Source organism: Streptomyces sp. NPDC060049, from assembly GCF_042736715.1.
In the GTDB taxonomy this organism is placed as follows: Bacteria; Actinomycetota; Actinomycetes; order Streptomycetales; family Streptomycetaceae; genus Streptomyces.
This window is the reverse complement of record NZ_JBHWVV010000018.1, coordinates 119,099-139,298: the sequence shown is the minus strand read 5'-3', so window position 1 is coordinate 139,298 and position 20,200 is coordinate 119,099. Positions and strand designations below refer to the sequence as shown.

Sequence of the window (20,200 nt, the reverse complement as noted above, 5' to 3'; positions counted from 1 at the left end):
CGGCGGGGTAGATTCCCGTGCGTGAGTGCTGAGATCACCCTCTTCGTCAATCCCACCGCGGGACGCGGCCGGGGCGCGCACGCCGCGCAGCCGGCCGCTTCCGCGTTGCGGGACGCGGGCTTTTCCGTGCGGACCGTCGTGGGCGCCGATGCCCCCGACGCGCTGGAGCGGCTGCGCGGAGCCGTCCGGGGCGGTACCGGCGCGGTCGTCGCGGTCGGCGGCGACGGCATGGTCTCCCTGGCGCTCCAAGCGCTGGCCGGGACCCTGGTACCGCTCGGGGTGGTCGCGGTGGGCACGGGCAACGACTTCGCACGGGCCATGGGGCTGCCCGTAGGGGATCCCGCGCGCGCGGGGCGGCTGGCCGCCGAGGTGCTCAAGGAGGGCGGGGTCCGCGAGATCGACCTCGGCCGGGTCGGCGGGGGCACCTGGTACGGGACCGTGCTGTGCTCCGGCTTCGACTCGCGGGTCAACGACCGGGGCAACCGGATGCGGCTGCCGTTGGGGAAGTTCAAGTACGACTTGGCCATCGCGCTGGAGCTCGCCGCCTTCAGGCCCTTCCCGTACCGGATCACCCTCGACGACGGTCCCGTGATCGAGACCGAGGCCACGCTGGTGGCCGTCGGCAACGGATCCTCCTACGGCGGGGGGATGCGCATCTGCGCGGACGCGCTTGCGGACGACGGGCTGTTCGACGTCACCGTCGTCGGGGACTGCAGCCGGGCCACCTTGCTGAAGGTCTTCCCGCAGGTCTACAAGGGGACCCATCTCGGCCACCCGAAGGTCACCGTCCACCGGGCCGCGAAGGTGACCCTGGAGGCGGCCGGCAGCACGGCCTACGCGGACGGCGAGCCGCTGGGACCACTGCCGGTGACCGCCCACTGCGTCCCCGGGGCCCTGCGGCTCCTGGCGTAGGACGGCCGCGTGCGGGGCGGCCGGAGCCGGTCATAAAGATCGCGACTGTTGTCAGGGGCGGCGGGTAGGCTCGAAGACAAGATGACCGAAGAACTCTCTCCCGCCGAGCGGTACGCCGCTGCCCGGATCCGCGCCGCCGAAGAGGCCACCGCCCTGGCGCCCTTCCGCGAGATGTACGAATTCGACCTGGATCCGTACCAGATCGAGGCCTGCAAGGCACTGGAGGCCGGCAAGGGCGTCCTGGTGGCCGCGCCGACCGGCTCGGGCAAGACGATCGTCGGCGAGTTCGCCGTGCACCTGGCCCTCCAGCAGGGCCGCAAGTGCTTCTACACGACGCCGATCAAGGCCCTGTCGAACCAGAAGTACGCCGATCTCGCCAAGCGCTACGGCGCCGACAAGGTCGGCCTGCTCACCGGTGACAACAGCGTCAACTCCGAGGCTCCCGTGGTCGTCATGACCACCGAGGTGCTCCGCAACATGCTGTACGCGGGCTCGCAGGCGCTGACCGGCCTCGGCTACGTCGTGATGGACGAGGTCCACTACCTCTCCGACCGGTTCCGCGGGGCCGTCTGGGAAGAAGTGATCATCCACCTTCCCGAGTCGGTGACGTTGGTCTCGCTCTCCGCGACCGTCTCCAACGCCGAGGAGTTCGGCGACTGGCTCGACACCGTGCGCGGCGACACCGAGGTGATCGTCTCCGAGGAGCGGCCCGTACCGCTGTGGCAGCACGTCATGGCCGGCCGGCGGATCTACGACCTCTTCGAGGAGGAGTCCGACCACGGCGGCCGGGGCTCGGCGCGCCGTGAGGTCAATCCCGATCTGCTGCGGATGGCCCGCGAGGAGAACACCAGCCGCTACAACCCGAAGGACCGGCGGCGCGGAAAGATGGTCCGCGAGGCCGACCGGGAGCGCGAGCGGCGTTCGCGCGGACGGATCTGGACCCCTTCGCGGCCCGAGGTCATCGCCCGTCTCGACGGTGACGGGCTGCTGCCCGCCATCAACTTCATCTTCAGCCGGGCCGGCTGCGAGGCCGCCGTCCAGCAGTGCCTGTATGCGGGGCTGCGGCTCAACGACGACTCCGCGCGCCTGAAGGTGCGCGAGATCGTCGAGGAGCGGACCGCGTCCATCCCAGCGGAGGACCTGCACGTCCTGGGCTACTACGAATGGCTCGAAGGCCTGGAGCGGGGCATCGCCGCGCACCACGCGGGCATGCTGCCCACCTTCAAGGAGGTCGTCGAGGAGCTGTTCGTACGGGGCCTGGTGAAGGCCGTCTTCGCCACGGAGACGCTGGCGCTGGGCATCAACATGCCCGCGCGCACGGTCATCCTGGAGAAGCTCGTCAAGTGGAACGGCGAGCAGCACGCCGACATCACCCCCGGTGAGTACACGCAGCTCACAGGGCGGGCCGGGCGGCGCGGCATCGACGTCGAGGGCCATGCGGTGGTGCTGTGGCAGCGGGGCATGGACCCGGCGGCCCTGGCCGGGCTGGCGGGTACCCGTACCTATCCGCTGCGCTCCAGCTTCAGGCCCTCGTACAACATGGCCGTCAACTTGGTCCAGCAGTTCGGGCGGCACCGCTCGCGCGAACTGCTGGAGACCTCCTTCGCGCAGTTCCAGGCCGACCGCTCCGTCGTCGGGATCTCCCGGCAGGTGCAGCGCAACGAGGAGGGCCTGGAGGGCTACCGGGAGGGCATGACCTGCCACCTCGGCGACTTCGAGGAGTACGCGCGGCTGCGCCGCGACCTCAAGGACCGCGAGACCGAGCTGGCCAAGCAGGGCGCGGCCCAGCGCCGCGTGCAGGCGGCCAGTTCACTGGAGAAGCTCAAGCCGGGCGACGTCATCCACGTGCCGACCGGCAAGTTCGCAGGGCTCGCCCTCGTATTGGACCCGGGCGTGCCGGCCGGGCGGTCCAACGGGCACCGCGGGTACGAGTACGCCGAGGGCCCGCGCCCGCTGGTGCTCACCGTGGAGCGGCAGGTCAAGCGGCTCGCCGCCATCGACTTCCCGGTGCCGGTCGAGGCCATCGAGCGGATGCGGATCCCCAAGACGTTCAACGCGAAGTCCCCGCAGTCCCGTCGGGACCTGGCGTCCCAGCTGCGCACCAAGGCCGGGCACCTCACGGTCGAGCGCAAGGGGCGGGGCCGGGCGGCCGCGGCCGACGACCGCGAGATCGCGCGGCTGCGCACCGAGCTGCGGGCGCATCCGTGCCACGGCTGCGACGAGCGCGAGGACCACGCCCGCTGGGCGGAGCGCTACCACCGCCTCCAGCGGGACACGCAGCAGCTGGAGCGGCGCATCGAGGGCCGGACGAACACCATCGCCCGCACCTTCGACCGCATCCACGCGCTGCTGACGGAGCTGGACTACCTGCGCGAGGGCGAGGTCACCCCGCACGGCCGGCGGCTCGCCCGGCTCTACGGAGAGCTCGACCTGCTGGCGTCCGAATGCCTGCGGGCCGGTGTCTGGGAGGGTCTGAGCCCGGCCGAACTGGCCGCCTGCGTCTCGGCGCTGGTCTTCGAGGCACGCCAGTCCGACGACGCGGTCGCGCCGAAGGTGCCGGGCGGCGCGGCGAAGGCGGCGCTCGGCGAGATGGTCCACATCTGGGGCCGGCTCGACGCGCTGGAGGAGGAGCACGGCATCAACCAGGCGGAGGGCGTGGGCCAGCGGGAGCCGGACCTCGGCTTCGCGTGGGCGGTCTACCAGTGGGCCTCCGACAAGAGCCTCGACGAGGTGCTGCGCGAGGCGGAGATGCCGGCGGGCGACTTCGTGCGCTGGTGCAAGCAGGTCATCGACGTGCTGGGGCAGGTGGCCGCCGCCGCGCCCGCCTCCTCGGCGCCGCCGTCCTCGCAGGGCGGCAGCACGGTGGCGCGCAACGCGCGCAAGGCGGTCGACGCGCTCCTTCGGGGCGTGGTCGCCTACAGCTCCGTCGGCTGATCGGATTTGGTGCTTCCTCCAAAAATAGCCATGGCTGGATCTCATCTCTTGCCATGATCGATTCGACGTGTCCTGTGCGACGATCGGGCCATGACTGGGGGAACGGACGAAGGGCCGAGACGGGTCGGTCGGCCACGCGCCGATCAGCTGCGGCCGGCCGGCGGCCGGCCGCCGCGCGAGGAACTCCTCTACGCGGCGGCCGAGCTGTTCACGGTGAAGGGGTACGCGGCCACCACCACGCGGGCGGTGGCCGAACGGGCCGGAATGCGCCAGGCCACCATGTACCACTACTTCGGCGGCAAGGAGGAACTCCTCGCCGAACTCCTCGAGTCCACGGTGGCGCCCTCCCTGGTGCTGGCCCGCCGACTGCTCCTCGAAGGGGGCCGGCCCGCCACCCGCCGGCTGTGGGAACTGTGCCGCTCCGACGTCCTGCTGCTGTGCGGGGGACCGTACAACCTCGGCGCGCTCTACCTGTTGCCCGAGGTCGGCGGGGCCGGGTTCGCCCGTTTCCGCCTGATGCGACTCGAACTCAAGGACGCCTACCGCCAGTTGCTCGACGGCACCTGCGTCGCGGCGGAACTCGCCGGAGACCGGGCCGCTCTGGCGCTCCGCAACGACCTGGTCTTCGGCCTCATCGAAGGCGTCATGCTCATCCACCGATCCGACCCGGCGCGCCCCGTGGCCGCCTTCGCCGAGGCCACCGCCGACGCGGCGCTGCGGATCGCGGGGATCGCCGGGCCCGCGGATTAGACCGCGGCCGGATCCGCGGGCCGGGGGCCCGGGTCCGTTTCCCAGCCGGCCCGGTCGGTCCAGGCCCGCAGGGTCAGAGCGCTCTCCATCCGGTGCGCGATCCCGGTGACCGGGTCGGTGAACTCCAGTGTCCGGGCCAGCAGCTGGAGCGGACGGCGGTAGTCGTCCGGCGCCGGATCGCCGACCACCGGGTAGACCGGATCGCCGAGGATCGGAAGGCCGAGGCTGTTCATGTGCACCCGCAGCTGGTGGGTGCGCCCGGTGTGCGGAGTCAGCCGGTAGCGCCCCAGGCCGTCCTTGAAGGCGACGAGTTCGGCCAGCGTCTCGGCATTGGGTTCGGCGCCCTCGACCTCCACCGCCGCCATCACCCCGCGCACCTTCTCGATGTGGCTGCGCAGCGTGCGCGGGAACCCCACCGCCGGATCGTGCGGCGCGAGCGCCTCGTACTCCTTGCGGATCCGCCGCTCCTGGAAGAGCAGCTGGTAGGCGCCCCGGTCCTGGGGGCGGATGCTGAACAGCACCAGGCCGGCGGTCATCCGGTCCAGCCGGTGCGCGGGGCTCAGCGAGGGCAGTGCGAGCTCCACCCGGAGCCGGGCCAAGGCCGTCTGGAAGACGTGGCTGCCGCGCGGGGTGGTGGCCAGGAAGTGCGGTTTGTCGACCACCAGCAGGTGCTCGTCGCGGTACACGACACCGATCGGGAAGGGCACCACCGGCTCGACGGGCATGTCCCGGTGGAACCACAGGAACGCGCCCGGCTCGTAGGGGTCCCCGGCGGCCAGCACCCGACCGCCGGCGCCCAGCACCCGGCCCTCACCGAGCAGGCGGGCCATCGACTCGGCGCCGCGCGTGCCCTCGTAGCGCGCGGTCAGGTAGGAGCCGAGATCCGGCCAGGCCCCGTCGGGGTCGGGGGGCAGCCGCATGCGGACCGGGTCGATGCCGCGGACCTGGGGCAGGGGTGCTGGAGGGATGTTGCGTTTCATCGGGTCCAGCCTAGGCTGCCCGACTACCGCCGGGTGAAGGTCCCCATGTGCTCGCCGTCCAGGTACTCGACGCGCAGGGTTCCGTCGGCGAAGGTCACCCCGGTGCGGCCGACCGCGTTCTCGCCGGCCGTCTCGAAGCTGAAGACGTCGCCGTCGTAGTGGGCGAGCGGGTAGCGCTCGGGCCCGGGTCCGAGGGAGAGGGTGAGGCCGGCGCCGTCCGGGTCCGCCGTGACGGTGGCCCTGCCGTAGTACGGGTTGTCGTAGGTCCCGGTGTACGCGCTGTCGGCCTGGGCGGCCTTCGCGGCGGCCGGCGGGTGCGCGTAGTCGGTGGAGGAGCGGCCCGCGCCGTCGAGCTGGGCGTAGAGGGCGGCGACCAGCGGGAGCCAGTCGGTGGTGGTCGTGCCGTGCTCGGCGAAGTCGAAGAAGTCGAGGGCCACCGCGTCGGCGACGCCGACGGGCGCACCGTTGGTGAGGACGACGATGCCGAGCTTTTCCAGGGGGAGCATGGTGACGTTGGTGTTGGCGCCGAGGTCGAAGGCCCCGGAGTGGCTCAGGCGCACCCGCCCCGCGTCGTCGTAGGAGACGTTCCAGCCGAGTGCGTAGAAGTCCGTCTTGCCCGTGGCGTTCACCGGCTGCGAGACGATCTCGGGCACATGGGTCCGGGCGAGCGTGTCGGCCGGGACGATCCGCTTCCCGTCGAGCATGCCGTCGCCCAGCTGGAGCCGCATCCAGCGGGCCATGTCGCCGGCGGTGGAACTGACCCCGCCGGCCGGTGCCTGGGCGTCCGGGTCACGGACGAAGCGGGGGCTCCAGGTGCCGTCGGGGTTGCGGACGTGGGTGGCGGCGTGGTCGGGCGCCGTGTCGAACGCACTGAACTCGGTGCTGGTGCGCATCATGCCGGCCGGTTTGAAGAGGGTGTCGTCGGCGAGCTTCTGCCAGCTGGTGCCCCGGGCCTTCGCGACGGCCTCGGCGGCGGCGGTGAAACCGAAGTTGGTGTAGGCGTAGCTCGCGCGGAACGCGGTGAGCGGCTCCAGACGCAGGTGGTCGAGGATGTACGCCTGGTCGTAGCCGAGGTCCTCCAGGAGGTCCCCGGCGTGGTCGGGCAGACCGCTGCGGTGGGAGAGGAGATCGGCGGTGGAGACGTGTTCGGTGACCCACGGGTCCCTCAGCGCGAAGCCGGACAGTTCCGCGCGCCGGTCGAAGTCGGCCGGTTCCTTGAGGACGCCCGCGACGACGGTGGAGGAGACCGGTTTGGAGAGCGAGGCGATCTGGAAGACCGTGTCCGGGCCGACGGTCTCCTTTTCACCGACGCGGCGCAGGCCGAAGCCCTTGAGGTAGACCACCTCGTCGTCGTGGACGACGGCGACGGACACGCCGGGGACGCCGGTGGAGCGCATCATGTCGGCGACGGTCCGGTCGAGGCGGCGCACCGCCTCCTCGACCCGCTGGTCGCTGATCAGGGGTTTCGGTGCCGGCGGCGGGCTAGGTGCGGTCGCTGCCGTCCCGGCCGTCGCCAGGAGGGCGACGGCTCCGACCGCCGTGAGGGCGCGGAGCGTACGCATGGACCTATTGTGCCGCCGACCGGGTGACCCCGCTCGCGGGGCCGCAGCCGCCGCCGGCACCCGCGCGCGGGGCCGGGAAGGGTCGCCCCCGAAGGGGTGCCGCGGGCTCAGTGGGAGGCGCCGACCGGTTCCTGCTCGGCTTCGACTTCCGCGTTCCAGTCGCGCTTGATCGCGCGCCAGCCCTCGTCCGTCTCGCCCAGGCGCCAGTAGCCGGAGATCGACAGGCGCTCGCGCGGGATCTCGCGCTCGACCCGCAGGTAGCGGCGGAGGTTCTTGACGAAGCCCGCCTCGCCGTGGACGAAGGCGTGGACGTCCTCGGAGGGGAAGGCGAGGGCGCGGACGGCCTCGGTCAGGGCCTCCCCGACCGGGCGGGAGCCGCGGTGGAGCCACACCGGGACGACGCCGTCCGGGGTGGCGATCTCCAGCTCGTCCTGCGGGCCCTCGACCTCCACGAACGCGTGGACCTCCGCGCCGTACGGCATCCGCTCCATCGCGGCGCCGATCGCCGGCAGGGCGCTCTCGTCACCGGCCAGGAGGTGCCAGCCGGCGAGCCGGTCCGGGGCGTAGGCGCCGCCGGGGCCGAGGAAGCGTACGAGTTCACCGGGCTGGACCCGGGCCGCCCAGGGGCCGGCCAGGCCCTCGTCGCCGTGCACCACGAAGTCGAGGGTCAGCTCCCGGAGCGCCGGGTCCCAGGCGCGCACGGTGTAGGCGCGCTGGCGCGGCCATTCCTCCCGGGGATGGGCCGCCCGGATCTGCTCCAGGTCCCACGGGGAGGCGTAGACGACGCCCTCCGGCGCGAAGAGGACCTTCACGTAGTGGTCGGTGTACGCGCCCGCGTCGAAGCCGGCCAGCCCGTCACCGCCCAGCACGATCCGCACCATGTGCGGGCTCAAGCGCTCGGTGCGCACGACGACTGCGGTGCCGACCTTGCGGGCGCGTCCTTCTGCCACGACGTCTCCCTGACTTTTCCGACCCTGGCCTTCATGAAGCTTAGGATTACCTAAGTTAGCACCTCAGGGCCGTAGCGCGCTGCTCAGGCGTTCAACTGCTCCCCCCAGACCCCACCGGCGGGCGAGTGCCGCCACCAGGTCGGGCTGGGCGGGAGCCGCAGGCAGCGCCGCCTCGAAGTGCGGCAGTTGGACGTCGCGGGCGACCTGGACGACCTTGGGGGCCACCGCCAGGTAGGGCCGGGACTCGTCCAGCCGCTTGCGCTGGACGGGGGTCAGCTTCGAACGCGGATCGTCGATCGCCGCGATGATCCCGTCCAGGTGCCCGTACGCCTGGAGCAGCTTCGCCGCGGTCTTCTCGCCGATGCCCGGCACGCCCGGCAGGCCGTCGCTCGGGTCGCCGCGCAGCAGGGCCAGCTCCGCGTATCCGGGGCCGTCGACCCCGTACCTCTCCAGCAGCCACACCTCGTCGGTCACCTGGAGGCTGCCCACCCCCTTCAGCGGGTACAGCACGCGCCGCCGCTTCGAGTCGTCGACCAGCTGGTAGAGGTCCCGGTCGCCGGTGACGATGTCCACCGGGCCCGTGGCGCGGGCGGTCAGCGTGCCGATCACGTCGTCCGCCTCGTAGCCGGCGACCCCGACCCGGGCGATGCCGAAGGCGTCCAGGGCCGCCTCGATGATCGGCACCTGCGGAGCCAGCGTGTCCGGGGTCTCCTCCAGGTCCGGTCCGGCCTCGGACTCCACCGCGACGCGATGCGCCTTGTAGGAGGGGATCAGCTCCACCCGCCAGTGCGGCCGCCAGTCGGCGTCCATGCACGCCACGAGGTCGTCGGGCCGGTGGTCCTGCACGAGGCGGCCGATGAAGTCGAGCAGGCCGCGCACGGCGTTGACCGGCGTTCCGTCGGGAGCCTTCACCGATTCCGGCACGCCGAAGTACGCGCGGTAGTAGAGGGAGGCGGTGTCCAGGAGCATCAGGCGTCGTGTCGTCGTCACGATCACGATGATGCCCTGGCGCCCCCGGCAAAGTGGCGCCGGTGCCGTCTGCTCCGCTCTTGAGCGCGAAACCGGGGCCGGTTGCTGCGTAAGGTGCTTACAGCACACCGATGTGCGATGGACCAGGACAAGGGGAGGGCAGCCCCGCCATGGACGACAGGGATGGCACCGACGGTACGGACGGCACGAAGAGCGCGAGCGGTACGAGCGGCGGGGACCGGGTGATCGGCGCGGGCGGCGCGCAGGACAAGGACCGCGACCGGGACAAGGACTCCAAGGAGCCGCTCCGGGTGGGGGTGGCCGTCCGCAAGAGACGCCGTGCGCTGCACCTCACGCTCGCCGCCGTATCGGCGCGCAGCGGCCTGTCGGTCCCCTTCCTCAGTCAGATAGAGAACGAACGGGCCCGGCCCAGCATGCGGTCCCTGGAGCGGGTCGCCGACGCGCTGGAGACCACGGCCGTCGACCTGCTGGCCGCCTCCGACACCGCGCGCACCGTGGACCTCGTACGCGCCGGCGACGACTCGGGGCTCACCCCGGTCCCCGGCGTGCGGCCCCTCGTGCGGGGACACCACCAGCTGCACGCCCTGGAGTTCACCGGGGACCAGGACGCCGGCCGCGAGTACCAGCACCGCAACGACGAGCTGATGTACGTGGTCTCGGGCGCCTGCCAGGTGGAGGCGGAAGGGCGGGCCTACCGGCTGGAGAGCGGGGACGCGCTGTTCCTGTCCGGCGGTGTGCGCCACCGCTGGCGGGCCGTCACCGAGGACACCCGGATCCTGATCGTCGCGGTCGGCGAGCACATCCACGCGACCTCCGAACCGCCCTCGCCGGGCCACTGAAGCGGAGGGCCCGGGGATGCGCACGCCGAAGAGGGTCGTCTCGCTGGTGCCGTCCCTGACCGAGGCGGTGGCGGTGAGCGCGCCCGGAGCGCTGGTCGGGGCGACCGCCTGGTGCACGCACCCGGCCGACCTCGGGGACGTGGCGCGCGTCGGGGGCACGAAGAACCCCGACGTCGCGGCGATCACGGAGCTGCGCCCGGATCTGGTCATCGCCAACGAGGAGGAGAACCGGGCCCCCGACCTCGCCGCGCTGCGGGCCGCCGGTCTGGAGGTGCTGGTCACCGAGGTACGGGACCTTCCGCAGGCGCTGAGCGAACTGGAACGGGTACTGGTGGGCGCGCTGGGGCTGAAGCGGCCCGGGTGGCTGAAGGACGCCGAGGCCGCATGGGCCCGGGCGGAGCCCCTCCCGCCGGCCCTGGCCTTCGTACCGATCTGGCGCAGGCCCTGGATGGTGCTCGGCCGCGACACCTTCGCGGGGGACCTGCTGGCCCGCCTCGGCGTGCGCAACGCGTACGCCGGCCACGCGGAGCGCTACCCGCGGATCCGGGCGTCGGAGCCGGCCGCCTCGGGCTGCGACCTCGTCGTCCTCCCGGACGAGCCGTACCGCTTCACCGCCGCGGACGGGCCCGAGGCCTTCCCCGGGATCCCGGCCGCGTTCGTCAGCGGCCGGCACCTGACCTGGTACGGGCCCTCGCTGGCCGAGGCTCCGGCGGTCCTGGCCGGGGCCCTGCGGGGGGCGCGCTGAGGGGCAGCCCGACGGCCTGGGCCTAGCGGGGTGCGGCCAGGAGGCGGCCGGTGAGCAGGCCGCGCAGGGTGTTCGCGGCCGCCAGGAGCCAGGCGGTCAGCAGGGCCAGGAACAGGGCCGCGGCCAGCCAGGAGAAGGCGGTGAGCCCGGTGTGGCGGGCCAGACCGGCCGCGCCGGTGACGCAGGTGCCGACGGGGAAGGTCAGCGCCCACCAGGTCATGGCGAAGCCCATGCCGCCGCGCGCGGCCCGCACCAGCATCGCCGCGGCCAGTGCCAGCCACAGGAGGGCGAACCCCATCACGGGGACCCCGTAGACGACGGCGAAGGCGCCGAACGCGCCGGAGTAGGCGGCGGATATCGACTGGGGCGCCATGTCCGCGAGCGCGTTCACAGCGGTGGTGGACTGGCCGAGGGGCCCGAGGACCAAGAACAGGGTGGGGGTGAGCGCCAGGGGGAGGGGGCCGCTCACGATCAGCCGGCCGAAGACCAGGGGGAGCATCAGCAGGGTGGCGAGCAGGCTGATGCCGAACATGGCGTAACAGGCGAGCAGCATGGCCTCCCGGGCCTGGCCGGCGGCCAGGTGGGGGATCAGCAGGGGGCCCATCGCGGCGGAGACCATCGGGGCGACCACGGGGAGCAGCCAGACGGGGGTGGCCTGGTGGGCCTCGACCTTGTGGCGGACCACCATCAGGTAGGGGACGGCGACGGCGGCGAGCAGGCCGATCGCGGTGCCGACGCTGAACAGGACCGTGTCCGCGGCCACGGCTGCCCGCACTCCGATGAGGTCCTTGCCGACGATGAGGGCTCCGCCGCCGACGGCCAGCAGGGCCATCGAGAGGCAGCCGTAGAACGGGGCCACGCCGGGGTCGAGGAGATGGGCCCGGGCCTGGTCGCGGTGGTGGAGCCAGTGGCCGGCGCGTGCGGTCAGCAGCACGGCGAGGGCGGTGGCGGCCAGCAGCCAGAAGACCTGGCAGACCACGCGCTGGCCGGGGACCTGGTAGGGGAGGGTGGCGCCGGCGTTGGCGATGATCGCCGTGCCCATGACGGACGCGTACCAGTTGGGGCCGAGGTGGCGCAGTGCGGGAGCCTTGTGGGCCCGCTGGGTCCCAGGGGTGGCGGGACGGGGTCGTACGAGGGTGGTGGCCATGGGTCCAGCGTCGCGCCGGGCGGGACCGGACGGCAGGGGGCGCTGTCCTATGAGGGCATAAACTGAAGTTATGGGTAACGAGTACGGCAAAGACGAGTGGACCGAAGCACAGGTTCCACTGGCACACCGGGTCCCCGACCTGGGCGCCATGGAACTGCTGCTCGCGGTCGCACGCGTCGGCAGCCTGAGCGGTGCGGCCCGACGGCTCGGGATCACCCAGCCCGCCGCCAGCAGCCGGATCCGGGCGATGGAGACCCGGCTCGGGGTCGCGCTCGTGGACCGGTCCCCGCGCGGTTCGACCCTGACGGCGGAAGGCGCGCTGGTCACGGACTGGGCGCGGCGGGTCGTGGAGGCGGCCGAGGCCTTCGACGCGGGCGCGCAGGCGCTACGGGGCCGCCGCGACTCCCGGCTGCGCGTCGCCGCCAGCATGACCATCGCGGAGTACCTGCTGCCCGGCTGGCTGATCGCGCTGCGCGGGCAGCGCCCCGGGACGGCGGTGTCGCTGCACGCCGGGAACTCGGCCGTCGTCGCCGAACGGGTCCTCGCGCACGAGGCCGACCTCGGCTTCGTCGAGGGGCTGAGCGTGCCGGAGGGGCTGGACTCGGTGGAGATCGCGCGGGACCGGCTCGTGGTGGCCGTGGCCCCCGGGCACCCGTGGGCGCGGCGCTCGCGCGGGGTGGAGCCCGCGGAACTGGCGGCGACACCGCTGATCCTGCGCGAACGGGGATCGGGGACCCGGCAGGTCCTGGACGCGGCGCTGGCCGGCTCCGGAGGGCTGGCGGAGCCGCTGCTGGAACTGGCCTCGACGACCGCGGTGAAGGCGGCGGCGGTGAGCGGGGCGGGGCCGTGCGTGCTGTCCGAGCTGGCGGTCGGGGACGAGCTGGCGGGGCGCCGCCTGGTGTCCGTGCCGGTCGTCGGGGCGCCGCTCGACCGGGCCCTGCGGGCGGTGTGGCCCGCGGGGGCACGGCCGGCGGGTCCGGCGCGGGACCTGCTGTCGCTGACCCGACACTGACCCCGCTGTGCGGGGCTGGACCGGGCGGCCGGGGCCCGTGGCCGGGCCCGGAGCCCGCGTTGCCGGACCCCGTGTGGCCGGACCCCGCGTGGCCGGCACCGGAGCCTGCGTGGCCGGACCCCGCGTGGCCGGGCCCGGAGCCCGCGTGGCTGAGCCCCGCGTGGCCGGGTCCGGGGTGACCGGGTCCGGGTTGGCCGGACCCGGGGTGACCGGGTCCGGGGTGGCCGGACCCGGGGTGACCGGGCCCGGGATGCGGTGGCGTGGGTGGCCCTGCGGGGCGTTCCCCTACCCGCCCTTCCCCCGTTCCCCGGGCTCCGCCCGGACCCGAGACCTGGGGCTCCGCCCCCGACCCCGCGCCTCGAACGCCGGCGGGGCTTGGGCGGACGCCCGCCTCGAACGCCGGCGGGGCTGGGTGGGAGCCCCGTGCCGGAAATCCGCGCCTCGAACGGCGGCGGGGCTGGGGCGGGCGCCCGCGCCTCAAGCGCCGGTGGGGCCGGGTTCGGAGGCGGCTGCGATGAGGGCCGACATCACTCGGGTGTCCTTGTCGCGTTCCGGGTGCCATTGGACGCCCAGGACCCAGTGCGCGGGGTCGGACAGTTCGATCGATTCCACCGTGCCGTCGGCGGCGTGGGAGGAGGCGATCAGGCCGCGGCCCAGGCGGTCCGCGGCCTGGTGGTGGTAGGTCGGGACCTCCGATTCCTCCGGGACCAGCGCCGCGTACCGCGTGCCGGGGACCGGGCGGACCGGGTGCCAGGACATGACGCCCTCGGTCAGTACGTGGCCGTCGATGTGCTGGACCAGCGTCCCGCCCAGGGCCACGTTCAGCGCCTGCATGCCCCGGCAGATCCCCAGCAGGGGCTTGCGGGAGGCCAGCGCCGCCGAGATGAGGGACAGCTCCCACTCGTCTCGCAGGGTCGCGGGCGGTCCGGTACGGGGATCGCGCGGGGCCCCGTACCGGACCGGGTCGACGTCCGGGCCGCCCGCGACGACCAGGCCGTCCAGCCGGGCCAGCACCTCCCGCGCCGCCGCCGGGTCGTCCGGCGGGAGCAGCACGGCCGTGCCGCCCGATGCCTGGACGAGTTCGTAGTACCCGGTGGGGACGAGGGCCGTCGGGACGTCCCACACGCCGTAGCGGGTGGACTCCTCGACGTAGGTGGTGATGCCGATGAGCGGCCTGGGCACGGTGGTTACCTCCAGGGGGTCTGCACGGGCGGGGGATCAGTCGCGGGAGAGCTCGGCCTCGGCTTCCGCCAGCGCCGCGAACTCCTCCTCCGGCGCGGAGGCCACCAGGTGGTGGCGACTGTAGAACGCGAAGTAGGCGAGGGCGACCGCGTAAACGGCCAGGGCCATGAACGCCGCGTCCTTGTCCACGAGGAAGGTGGCGACCAGCGCCGAGAGGGCGAGTACGAAGGCCACCGTGGAGGTCGCCATGCCGCCGGGGGTGCGGTACGGGCGCTCCAGGCCCGGTTCGTGGCGCCGCAGCACGATGTGGGAGAGGGCCATCAGGGCGTAGGAGATGGTCGCGCCGAACACCGCGATGTTCAGCATGCGGGGGCCGTTCCCGGTGGCGGCGGCCAGCGCGAAGCCGATCGCACCGGGGATGAGCAGGCCGAGGTAGGGGGCTTTGCGCCGGGAGGTCAGGGACAGGAAGCGGGGGAGGTAGCCCGCCCGGGAGAGGGCGAACAGCTGGCGCGAGCCGGCGTAGATGAGGGAGAAGAAGGAGGCCACGAGCCCGGCGAGGCCCGCGTAGTTGACGAAGGTCTTCAGCCAGGAGAGCCCGGGGTTGCCCTCCAGGGCGACGACCAGCGGGTTCCCGGCGTCCTTGAGGGCGTCGGCGCCGCGTGCTCCGGTCGAGGCGAGGAAGGTGACCAGCGCGAGCAGGACCAGGATGCCCATGGAGATCGACAGGGCGCGGGGTACGGAGCGGACCGGGTCCTTGGCCTCCTCGGCGGCCAGCGGGACGCCCTCGACGCCGAGGAAGAACCACATGCCGAAGGGGAAGGCGGCCCAGATGCCGAGGAAGCCCAGCGGCAGCCACGAACTCGCGCCGGTGGCGGTGGTGTCGACGGCGATGTCGTCGAGGTTCGCCGCGTCGAACTGGGTGAACGCGCCGACGGCGAAGACGATCAGGGCGATCACGGCGATGGCGGTGACGACGAGGGAGAAGCTGAGGGCTTCGCCGACGCCCCACAGGTGGATGCCGATGAAGACGGCGAAGCAGGCGAGGTAGACGGGCCAGCCGGAGGTGAGGCCGAAGAGGTTCAGGGACTCGACGTAGTCGCCGATGAAGATGGCGATGGCGGCCGGGGCGAGGATGTACTCGATGAGGATCGCGGTGCCGGTGAGGAAGCCGCCCCAGGTGCCGAGCGCCCGGCGGGCGAAACCGTAGCCGCCGCCGGCCGTCGGCAGGATCGCGGACAGTTCGGCGAGGGAGAAGACCAGGCACGCGTACATCGCGCCCATGAGGACGGTGGCGATGGCGAGGCCGCCGAAACCGCCCTGGGCGAGGCCGACGTTCCAGCCGGAGAAGTCGCCGGAGACGACGTACGCGACGCCGAGACCGGTCAGCAGCAGCCATCCGGCGCTGCCGCGGCGCAGGGTGCGCCGCTCCAGGTAGCCGTCGCCGCCGTTCTCGGGGGATGAGGTGGGTTCGGGCACGGCTGCCAGCCGTGCGCCGGTGTCGTCGGCCATGTGCGCTCCTGCCTAGGGCAATGGTTGTGGGGCGTACCTTTGCTCCTCCGGCGCGACGGGCGCAAGACCCCTGCGTTAAACGGGGGTTACGAAAAGCTCCCGGCCCCCCGCCGCACGCCCGCGCGGCCCCGCCCCTGCCCCCGATCCCGTACCGCCCCTGGCGCCGCGTCCGCTCAGGCCAGGAACCCCCTCAGCAGCGCCGCCGTGCCGCAGCAGTGCTCGCGCATCACCTCGCGCGCCGCGTCCGCGTCCCGCTCCAGGACCGCCTCCACCAGCGCGCTGTGCTGCTGCTGGGAGTGCTCCAGGTTGCGCACCAGCAGCGGAATGCAGTCCAGGAGGTCGTTCACCGTCGCGCGGACGGCCGCGTACTGGGCCGTCAGGGTGGCGGATCCGGCGAGTTCGCACAAGGTGAGGTGGAAGAGCGTGTCCTGGCGCCGGTAGGCGGGGAGCGGTGCGTCGTGGGTGGCGGCCAGCGCGCCGAGGAGCCGGTCGGTGTCCGGCTCGGACAGCCCCTGGGAGGCGCACAGTCCGGCCGCGCCCACCTCCAGGACCTCGCGGAAGCGCAGCGCGTCCTCGATGTCCACGCCCGCGACCCGCCGCCGCAGCTCCTCCTCGGCTCCGCCGGCCGGCGTGTCGGGGCGGGACAGGACGAACGTTCCCCCGTACCGTCCGCGCCGGGCCTCCACCAGGCCCTGGTCCTGGAGTACCTTCAGCACCTCGCGCAGCGTCACCCGGCTGATGCCCATCCGCTCCGCCAACTCCCGCTCGGGTGGCAGTCGTTCCCCGCCGGGCACCAGTCCGAGCCGGACCACCTGGAGGATCTGCTCCAGCGCCTCCTCGAAACCGTTGCCCGCCCGCACCTGTCGCAGTACGGGATTGAGCCGTGCGACGGCGTCACCCTCGCTCGCCGTATCGGTCATCTCGCCTCCTCCCCTTCCCAAGCAATGGTTCTATTCAATACCTTAGGCGCACTCGGCTCACCGAAGGAGAGATTCCCGTGGTAGACCGCAAGCCGCCGCTTTCGGCCGAAGAGCTTCGTGCTCTCGTCGCCAGCGGTGAGATCGACACAGTGGTCCTGGCCTTCCCCGACATGCAGGGACGGCTCCAGGGCAAGCGGTTCGCCGCACAGTTCTTCCTCGACGAGGTCCTCGAGCACGGCACCGAGGGCTGCAACTACCTGCTCGCCGTCGACACCGACATGAACACCGTCGACGGATACGAGATGTCCTCCTGGGACCGGGGCTACGGCGACTTCGCCATGCACCCCGACCTCGCCACGCTGCGCCGGATCCCCTGGAGCCCGGGCAGCGCCTTCATCCTGGCCGACCTCGCCTGGAACGACGGCTCTCCCGTCGTCGCCGCGCCCCGGCAGATCCTGCGCCGTCAGCTGGAGCGCCTCGCCGCGCACGGCTACACCGCCATGGTGGGCACCGAGCTGGAGTTCATGGTCTTCCAGGACACCTACGAGCAGGCCTGGAACGCGGACTACCGCGGCCTGACCCCCGCCAACCAGTACAACATCGACTACTCCGTCCTCGGGACCGGCCGCGTCGAACCCCTCCTGCGCCGCATCCGCAACGAGATGCAGGCCGCGGGCCTGGTCGTCGAGTCGGCCAAGGGCGAGTGCAACCTCGGACAGCACGAGATCGTCTTCCGCTACGACGAGGCGCTGACCACCTGCGACCAGCACGCGCTCTACAAGACGGGTGCCAAGGAGATCGCCTCCCAGGAAGGCGTCTCGCTCACCTTCATGGCCAAGTTCGACGAGCGCGAGGGCAACTCCTGTCACATCCACCTCTCGCTCACCGACGGCGACGGACGCAACGTGATGGCCGGGGAGGGCCCGGACGCGGACGACCACGGCGGTATGTCACCGGTGATGCGCCACTTCCTGGCCGGCCAGCTCGCCGCGCTGCGCGACTTCTCCCTTCTCTACGCCCCCAACATCAACTCGTACAAGCGTTTCCGGCCGGGATCCTTCGCGCCGACCGCCGTCGCCTGGGGCGTGGACAACCGGACCTGCGCGCTCCGCGTGGTCGGACACGGCCGCTCCCTGCGCTTCGAGAACCGCCTTCCCGGCGGTGACGTCAACCCCCACCTCGCCGTCGCGGGCCTGGTCGCCGCCGGGCTCTACGGCATCGAGAACCGCCTCGAACTGCCCGAACCCTGCTCCGGCAACGCCTACACCGCCGACTTCGCACACGTCCCCACCACCCTGCGCGAGGCCGCCGAGCTCTGGGAGAACAGCGAGATCGCCAAGGCCGCCTTCGGCCCCGAGGTCGTCGCCCACTACCGCAACATGGCCCGCGTCGAACTGGACGCCTACGACTCCGCGGTGACCGACTGGGAGCTGCGCCGCTCCTTCGAACGCCTGTAGGGCCATCGCGCCGCACGCCCCCCACCGCAGGAACCGCACCCACCGCACCCGAACGTCTGAGAGGCACCACGTGTCCGACGCGCAGGCCCCCTTCGATCTGAGCGTTTTGAATCCGGCCACCGAGGAGGTCGTCGCCGTCGTCCCGGCCGCCACACGGGACGACGTCGACGCCGCCGTCGTACGGGCCGCCGCGGCCCAGCGGACCTGGGCGGCCGCCGCGCCGGCCGATCGGGCCAGGCTGCTGCGCCGCTTCGCCGTCGTCGTCGACGGGCACATCGAGGAACTCGCTCGGCTGGAGGTCCTCGAGGCGGGCCACACCATCGGCAACGCCCGCTGGGAAGCCGGCAACGTGCGCGACGTCCTCGACTTCGCCGCCGGCGGAGTGGAACGGCTCTCCGGCCGCCAGATCCCCGTGGCGGGCGGCATCGACGTCACCTTCCTCGAACCCCTCGGCGTCATCGGGGTGATCGCCCCGTGGAACTTCCCCATGCCGATCGCCGCCTGGGGCCTGGCCCCCGCACTCGCCGCGGGCAACGCGGTCATCCTCAAGCCCGCCGAGACCACCCCGCTCACCGCGCTGCGCCTGGCCGAGCTCGCCCTGGAGGCAGGACTCCCCGAACACCTCCTGCAGGTACTGCCCGGCCACGGCGCGGTCGCGGGCGACGCCCTGGTCGAGCACCCGGGCGTGGCCAAGATCGTCTTCACGGGTTCCACCCGGGTCGGCAAGCAGATCATGGCCAAGTGCGCCGACCGGGTGAAGCGGGTCACCCTCGAACTCGGCGGCAAGAACCCCAACATCGTCTTCGCCGACGCGGACCTGGAAGCCGCCGCGGCCGCCGCCCCGATGTCCTTCCTGGACAACACCGGCCAGGACTGCTGCGCCCGCACCCGGATCCTCGTCCAGCGATCGGCCTACGACCGGTTCATGGAGCTGCTGGCCCCCGCGATCGAGAGCGTGGTCGTCGGCGACCCGAACGACGAGAAGACGCAGATGGGCCCGCTGATCTCGCGGGTGCAACTGGACCGCGTACGGTCCTACGTCACCGACGACCTCACCGTGATCCGCGGCACGGCCCCCGAGGGTCCGGGCTTCTGGTACCCCGCGACCCTCGTCACCGGCGTCGGCCCCACCGCGTCCGTCGCCGCCGAGGAGGTCTTCGGACCCGTCGCCGTCGTCCTGCCCTTCGAGGACGAGGAGGACGCCGTGCGCCTGGCCAACGCCACCGAGTACGGCCTCGCCGGATCCCTCTGGACCCGCGACGTGGGCCGCGCCCTGCGCGTCTCGCGCGCCGTCGCCGCGGGCAACCTGTCGGTCAACTCCCACAGCAGCGTCCGCTACTGGACCCCCTTCGGCGGCTACAAGCAGTCCGGGCTCGGCCGCGAGCTCGGCCCCGACTCCCTCTCCGCTTTCACCGAGACCAAGAACGTCTTCATCAGCACGGAGGCCTGAACCATGTCCACTGAAGAGATCGTCTGCCGCCGCCTGGTCGGCCGCACCGCCGTCATCACCGGAGCCGGCAGCGGCATCGGCCTCGCCACCGCCCGCCGCCTCGCCTCCGAAGGCGCCAACGTCGTCTGCGGCGACATCGACGAGACCGTCGGCAAGGCCGCCGCCGAAGAGGTCGGCGGCACCTTCGTGAAGGTCGACGTCACCAGCCCGGAGGAGGTGGAGGCGCTGTTCAAGACGGCCTTCGACACCTACGGCTCCGTCGACATCGCCTTCAACAACGCCGGCATCTCGCCCCCGGACGACGACTCGATCCTCACCACCGGACTGGAGGCCTGGAAGCGCGTCCAGGACGTCAACCTCACCTCCGTCTACCTGTGCTGCAAGGCCGCCCTGCCCTACATGCAGCGCCAGGGCCGCGGCTCCATCATCAACACCGCCTCCTTCGTGGCCGTCATGGGCGCCGCCACCTCGCAGATCTCCTACACCGCCTCCAAGGGCGGCGTGCTCGCCATGTCCCGCGAGCTCGGCGTGCAGTTCGCCCGCGAGGGCATCCGCGTCAACGCCCTGTGCCCGGGACCCGTCAACACCCCCCTCCTGCAGGAGCTGTTCGCCAAGGACCCGGAGCGCGCCGCCCGCCGGCTCGTGCACATCCCGCTGGGCCGCTTCGCCGAACCCACCGAGATCGCCGCCGCGGTCGCCTTCCTCGCGAGCGACGACTCCTCCTTCGTCAACGCCAGCGACTTCCTGGTCGACGGCGGCATCTCCGGGGCGTACGTCACCCCGCTGTAGGCCGCCCGGTCAGCCGACTCCAGCCGGGCACCGCGAGGTGCCCGGCTGTTCCCTTTCCCGATCGCACCGAGG

General features: G+C 72.6%; 17 protein-coding genes. 9 read left to right on the top strand and 8 right to left on the bottom strand.

From position 1 onward, the window contains the following. Window positions 1-21 precede the first annotated feature (21 nt). The 3 genes from ACFWBY_RS29350 to ACFWBY_RS29340 all read left to right on the top strand — a co-directional run bounded on the left by ACFWBY_RS29350 (window position 22) and on the right by ACFWBY_RS29340 (window position 4,596). A complete protein-coding gene (locus ACFWBY_RS29350) occupies window positions 22-912 on the top strand; it encodes a diacylglycerol kinase (RefSeq protein WP_385338327.1) in 891 nt (296 codons plus the stop codon). Between the two features lie 81 nt (window positions 913-993). Then, window positions 994-3,846 (top strand): DEAD/DEAH box helicase, encoded by a 2,853-nt coding sequence (locus ACFWBY_RS29345; protein WP_385338330.1) that lies wholly within the window; start codon window positions 994-996, stop codon window positions 3,844-3,846. A 90-nt stretch (window positions 3,847-3,936) separates the two neighbouring features. Continuing rightward, complete coding sequence (locus tag ACFWBY_RS29340) at window positions 3,937-4,596, top strand: helix-turn-helix domain-containing protein (RefSeq protein WP_385338333.1); 660 nt, start codon at window positions 3,937-3,939, stop codon at window positions 4,594-4,596. Here ACFWBY_RS29340 and ACFWBY_RS29335 read toward each other — a convergent pair. The 4 genes from ACFWBY_RS29335 to ACFWBY_RS29320 form a co-directional block, all read right to left on the bottom strand. Continuing rightward, window positions 4,593-5,576, bottom strand: coding sequence for a pseudouridine synthase (locus tag ACFWBY_RS29335; RefSeq protein ID WP_385338336.1), 984 nt, complete (start codon window positions 5,574-5,576; stop codon window positions 4,593-4,595). The genes ACFWBY_RS29340 and ACFWBY_RS29335 overlap by 4 nt on opposite strands. 23 nt (window positions 5,577-5,599) lie before the next feature. Beyond that, window positions 5,600-7,138 carry a serine hydrolase gene (locus tag ACFWBY_RS29330; RefSeq protein ID WP_385338338.1) on the bottom strand — a complete coding sequence of 513 codons (1,539 nt, stop codon included), beginning with the start codon at window positions 7,136-7,138 and terminating at the stop codon, window positions 5,600-5,602. Between the two features lie 107 nt (window positions 7,139-7,245). After that, window positions 7,246-8,088 (bottom strand): siderophore-interacting protein, encoded by an 843-nt coding sequence (locus ACFWBY_RS29325; RefSeq protein ID WP_385338341.1) that lies wholly within the window; start codon window positions 8,086-8,088, stop codon window positions 7,246-7,248. A 63-nt stretch (window positions 8,089-8,151) separates the two neighbouring features. Then, on the bottom strand, window positions 8,152-9,057 hold the full coding sequence (locus tag ACFWBY_RS29320) for a 5'-3' exonuclease H3TH domain-containing protein (protein ID WP_385338452.1): 906 nt from the start codon (window positions 9,055-9,057) through the stop codon (window positions 8,152-8,154). A gap of 311 nt (window positions 9,058-9,368) precedes the next feature. Between ACFWBY_RS29320 and ACFWBY_RS29315 the strand changes: the two genes are divergently transcribed. Both ACFWBY_RS29315 and ACFWBY_RS29310 read left to right on the top strand, forming a co-directional pair. Then, the gene (locus tag ACFWBY_RS29315; protein WP_214948334.1) at window positions 9,369-9,917 is read left to right on the top strand and encodes a helix-turn-helix domain-containing protein; all 549 of its coding nucleotides are present in this window, start codon (window positions 9,369-9,371) and stop codon (window positions 9,915-9,917) included. A gap of 16 nt (window positions 9,918-9,933) precedes the next feature. Further along, window positions 9,934-10,662: a helical backbone metal receptor gene (locus ACFWBY_RS29310; RefSeq protein WP_385338344.1), complete on the top strand. Its 729-nt coding sequence runs from the start codon at window positions 9,934-9,936 to the stop codon at window positions 10,660-10,662. A 22-nt stretch (window positions 10,663-10,684) separates the two neighbouring features. Here ACFWBY_RS29310 and ACFWBY_RS29305 read toward each other — a convergent pair whose 3' ends face one another. Then, complete coding sequence (locus ACFWBY_RS29305; RefSeq protein WP_385338347.1) at window positions 10,685-11,809, bottom strand: TDT family transporter; 1,125 nt, start codon at window positions 11,807-11,809, stop codon at window positions 10,685-10,687. Between the two features lie 70 nt (window positions 11,810-11,879). Here ACFWBY_RS29305 and ACFWBY_RS29300 point away from each other — a divergent pair, with 70 nt between their 5' ends. Further along, window positions 11,880-12,821 (top strand): LysR family transcriptional regulator, encoded by a 942-nt coding sequence (locus tag ACFWBY_RS29300; protein WP_385338349.1) that lies wholly within the window; start codon window positions 11,880-11,882, stop codon window positions 12,819-12,821. 477 nt (window positions 12,822-13,298) lie between these two features. Here the strand turns inward: ACFWBY_RS29300 and ACFWBY_RS29295 are convergent, their stop codons facing one another. The 3 genes from ACFWBY_RS29295 to ACFWBY_RS29285 form a co-directional block, all read right to left on the bottom strand. Then, entirely contained in the window at window positions 13,299-14,003 is a 705-nt protein-coding gene (locus tag ACFWBY_RS29295; protein ID WP_385338352.1) for a gamma-glutamyl-gamma-aminobutyrate hydrolase family protein, read from the bottom strand. A 36-nt stretch (window positions 14,004-14,039) separates the two neighbouring features. Continuing rightward, the gene (eat, locus tag ACFWBY_RS29290; RefSeq protein ID WP_385338355.1) at window positions 14,040-15,512 is read right to left on the bottom strand and encodes an ethanolamine permease; all 1,473 of its coding nucleotides are present in this window, start codon (window positions 15,510-15,512) and stop codon (window positions 14,040-14,042) included. Between the two features lie 173 nt (window positions 15,513-15,685). Next, window positions 15,686-16,432: a FadR/GntR family transcriptional regulator gene (locus tag ACFWBY_RS29285; RefSeq protein WP_385338358.1), complete on the bottom strand. Its 747-nt coding sequence runs from the start codon at window positions 16,430-16,432 to the stop codon at window positions 15,686-15,688. 77 nt (window positions 16,433-16,509) lie between these two features. Between ACFWBY_RS29285 and ACFWBY_RS29280 the strand changes: the two genes are divergently transcribed. The 3 genes from ACFWBY_RS29280 (at window position 16,510) to ACFWBY_RS29270 (ending at window position 20,128) form a co-directional block, all read left to right on the top strand. Then, window positions 16,510-17,889 carry a glutamine synthetase family protein gene (locus tag ACFWBY_RS29280; RefSeq protein WP_385338361.1) on the top strand — a complete coding sequence of 460 codons (1,380 nt, stop codon included), beginning with the start codon at window positions 16,510-16,512 and terminating at the stop codon, window positions 17,887-17,889. Window positions 17,890-17,959: 70 nt separating this feature from the next. Then, complete coding sequence (locus tag ACFWBY_RS29275; RefSeq protein WP_385338364.1) at window positions 17,960-19,339, top strand: aldehyde dehydrogenase family protein; 1,380 nt, start codon at window positions 17,960-17,962, stop codon at window positions 19,337-19,339. Window positions 19,340-19,342: 3 nt separating this feature from the next. Beyond that, window positions 19,343-20,128 carry a 3-oxoacyl-ACP reductase gene (locus tag ACFWBY_RS29270; protein ID WP_385338367.1) on the top strand — a complete coding sequence of 262 codons (786 nt, stop codon included), beginning with the start codon at window positions 19,343-19,345 and terminating at the stop codon, window positions 20,126-20,128. Window positions 20,129-20,200: the final 72 nt, after the last annotated feature.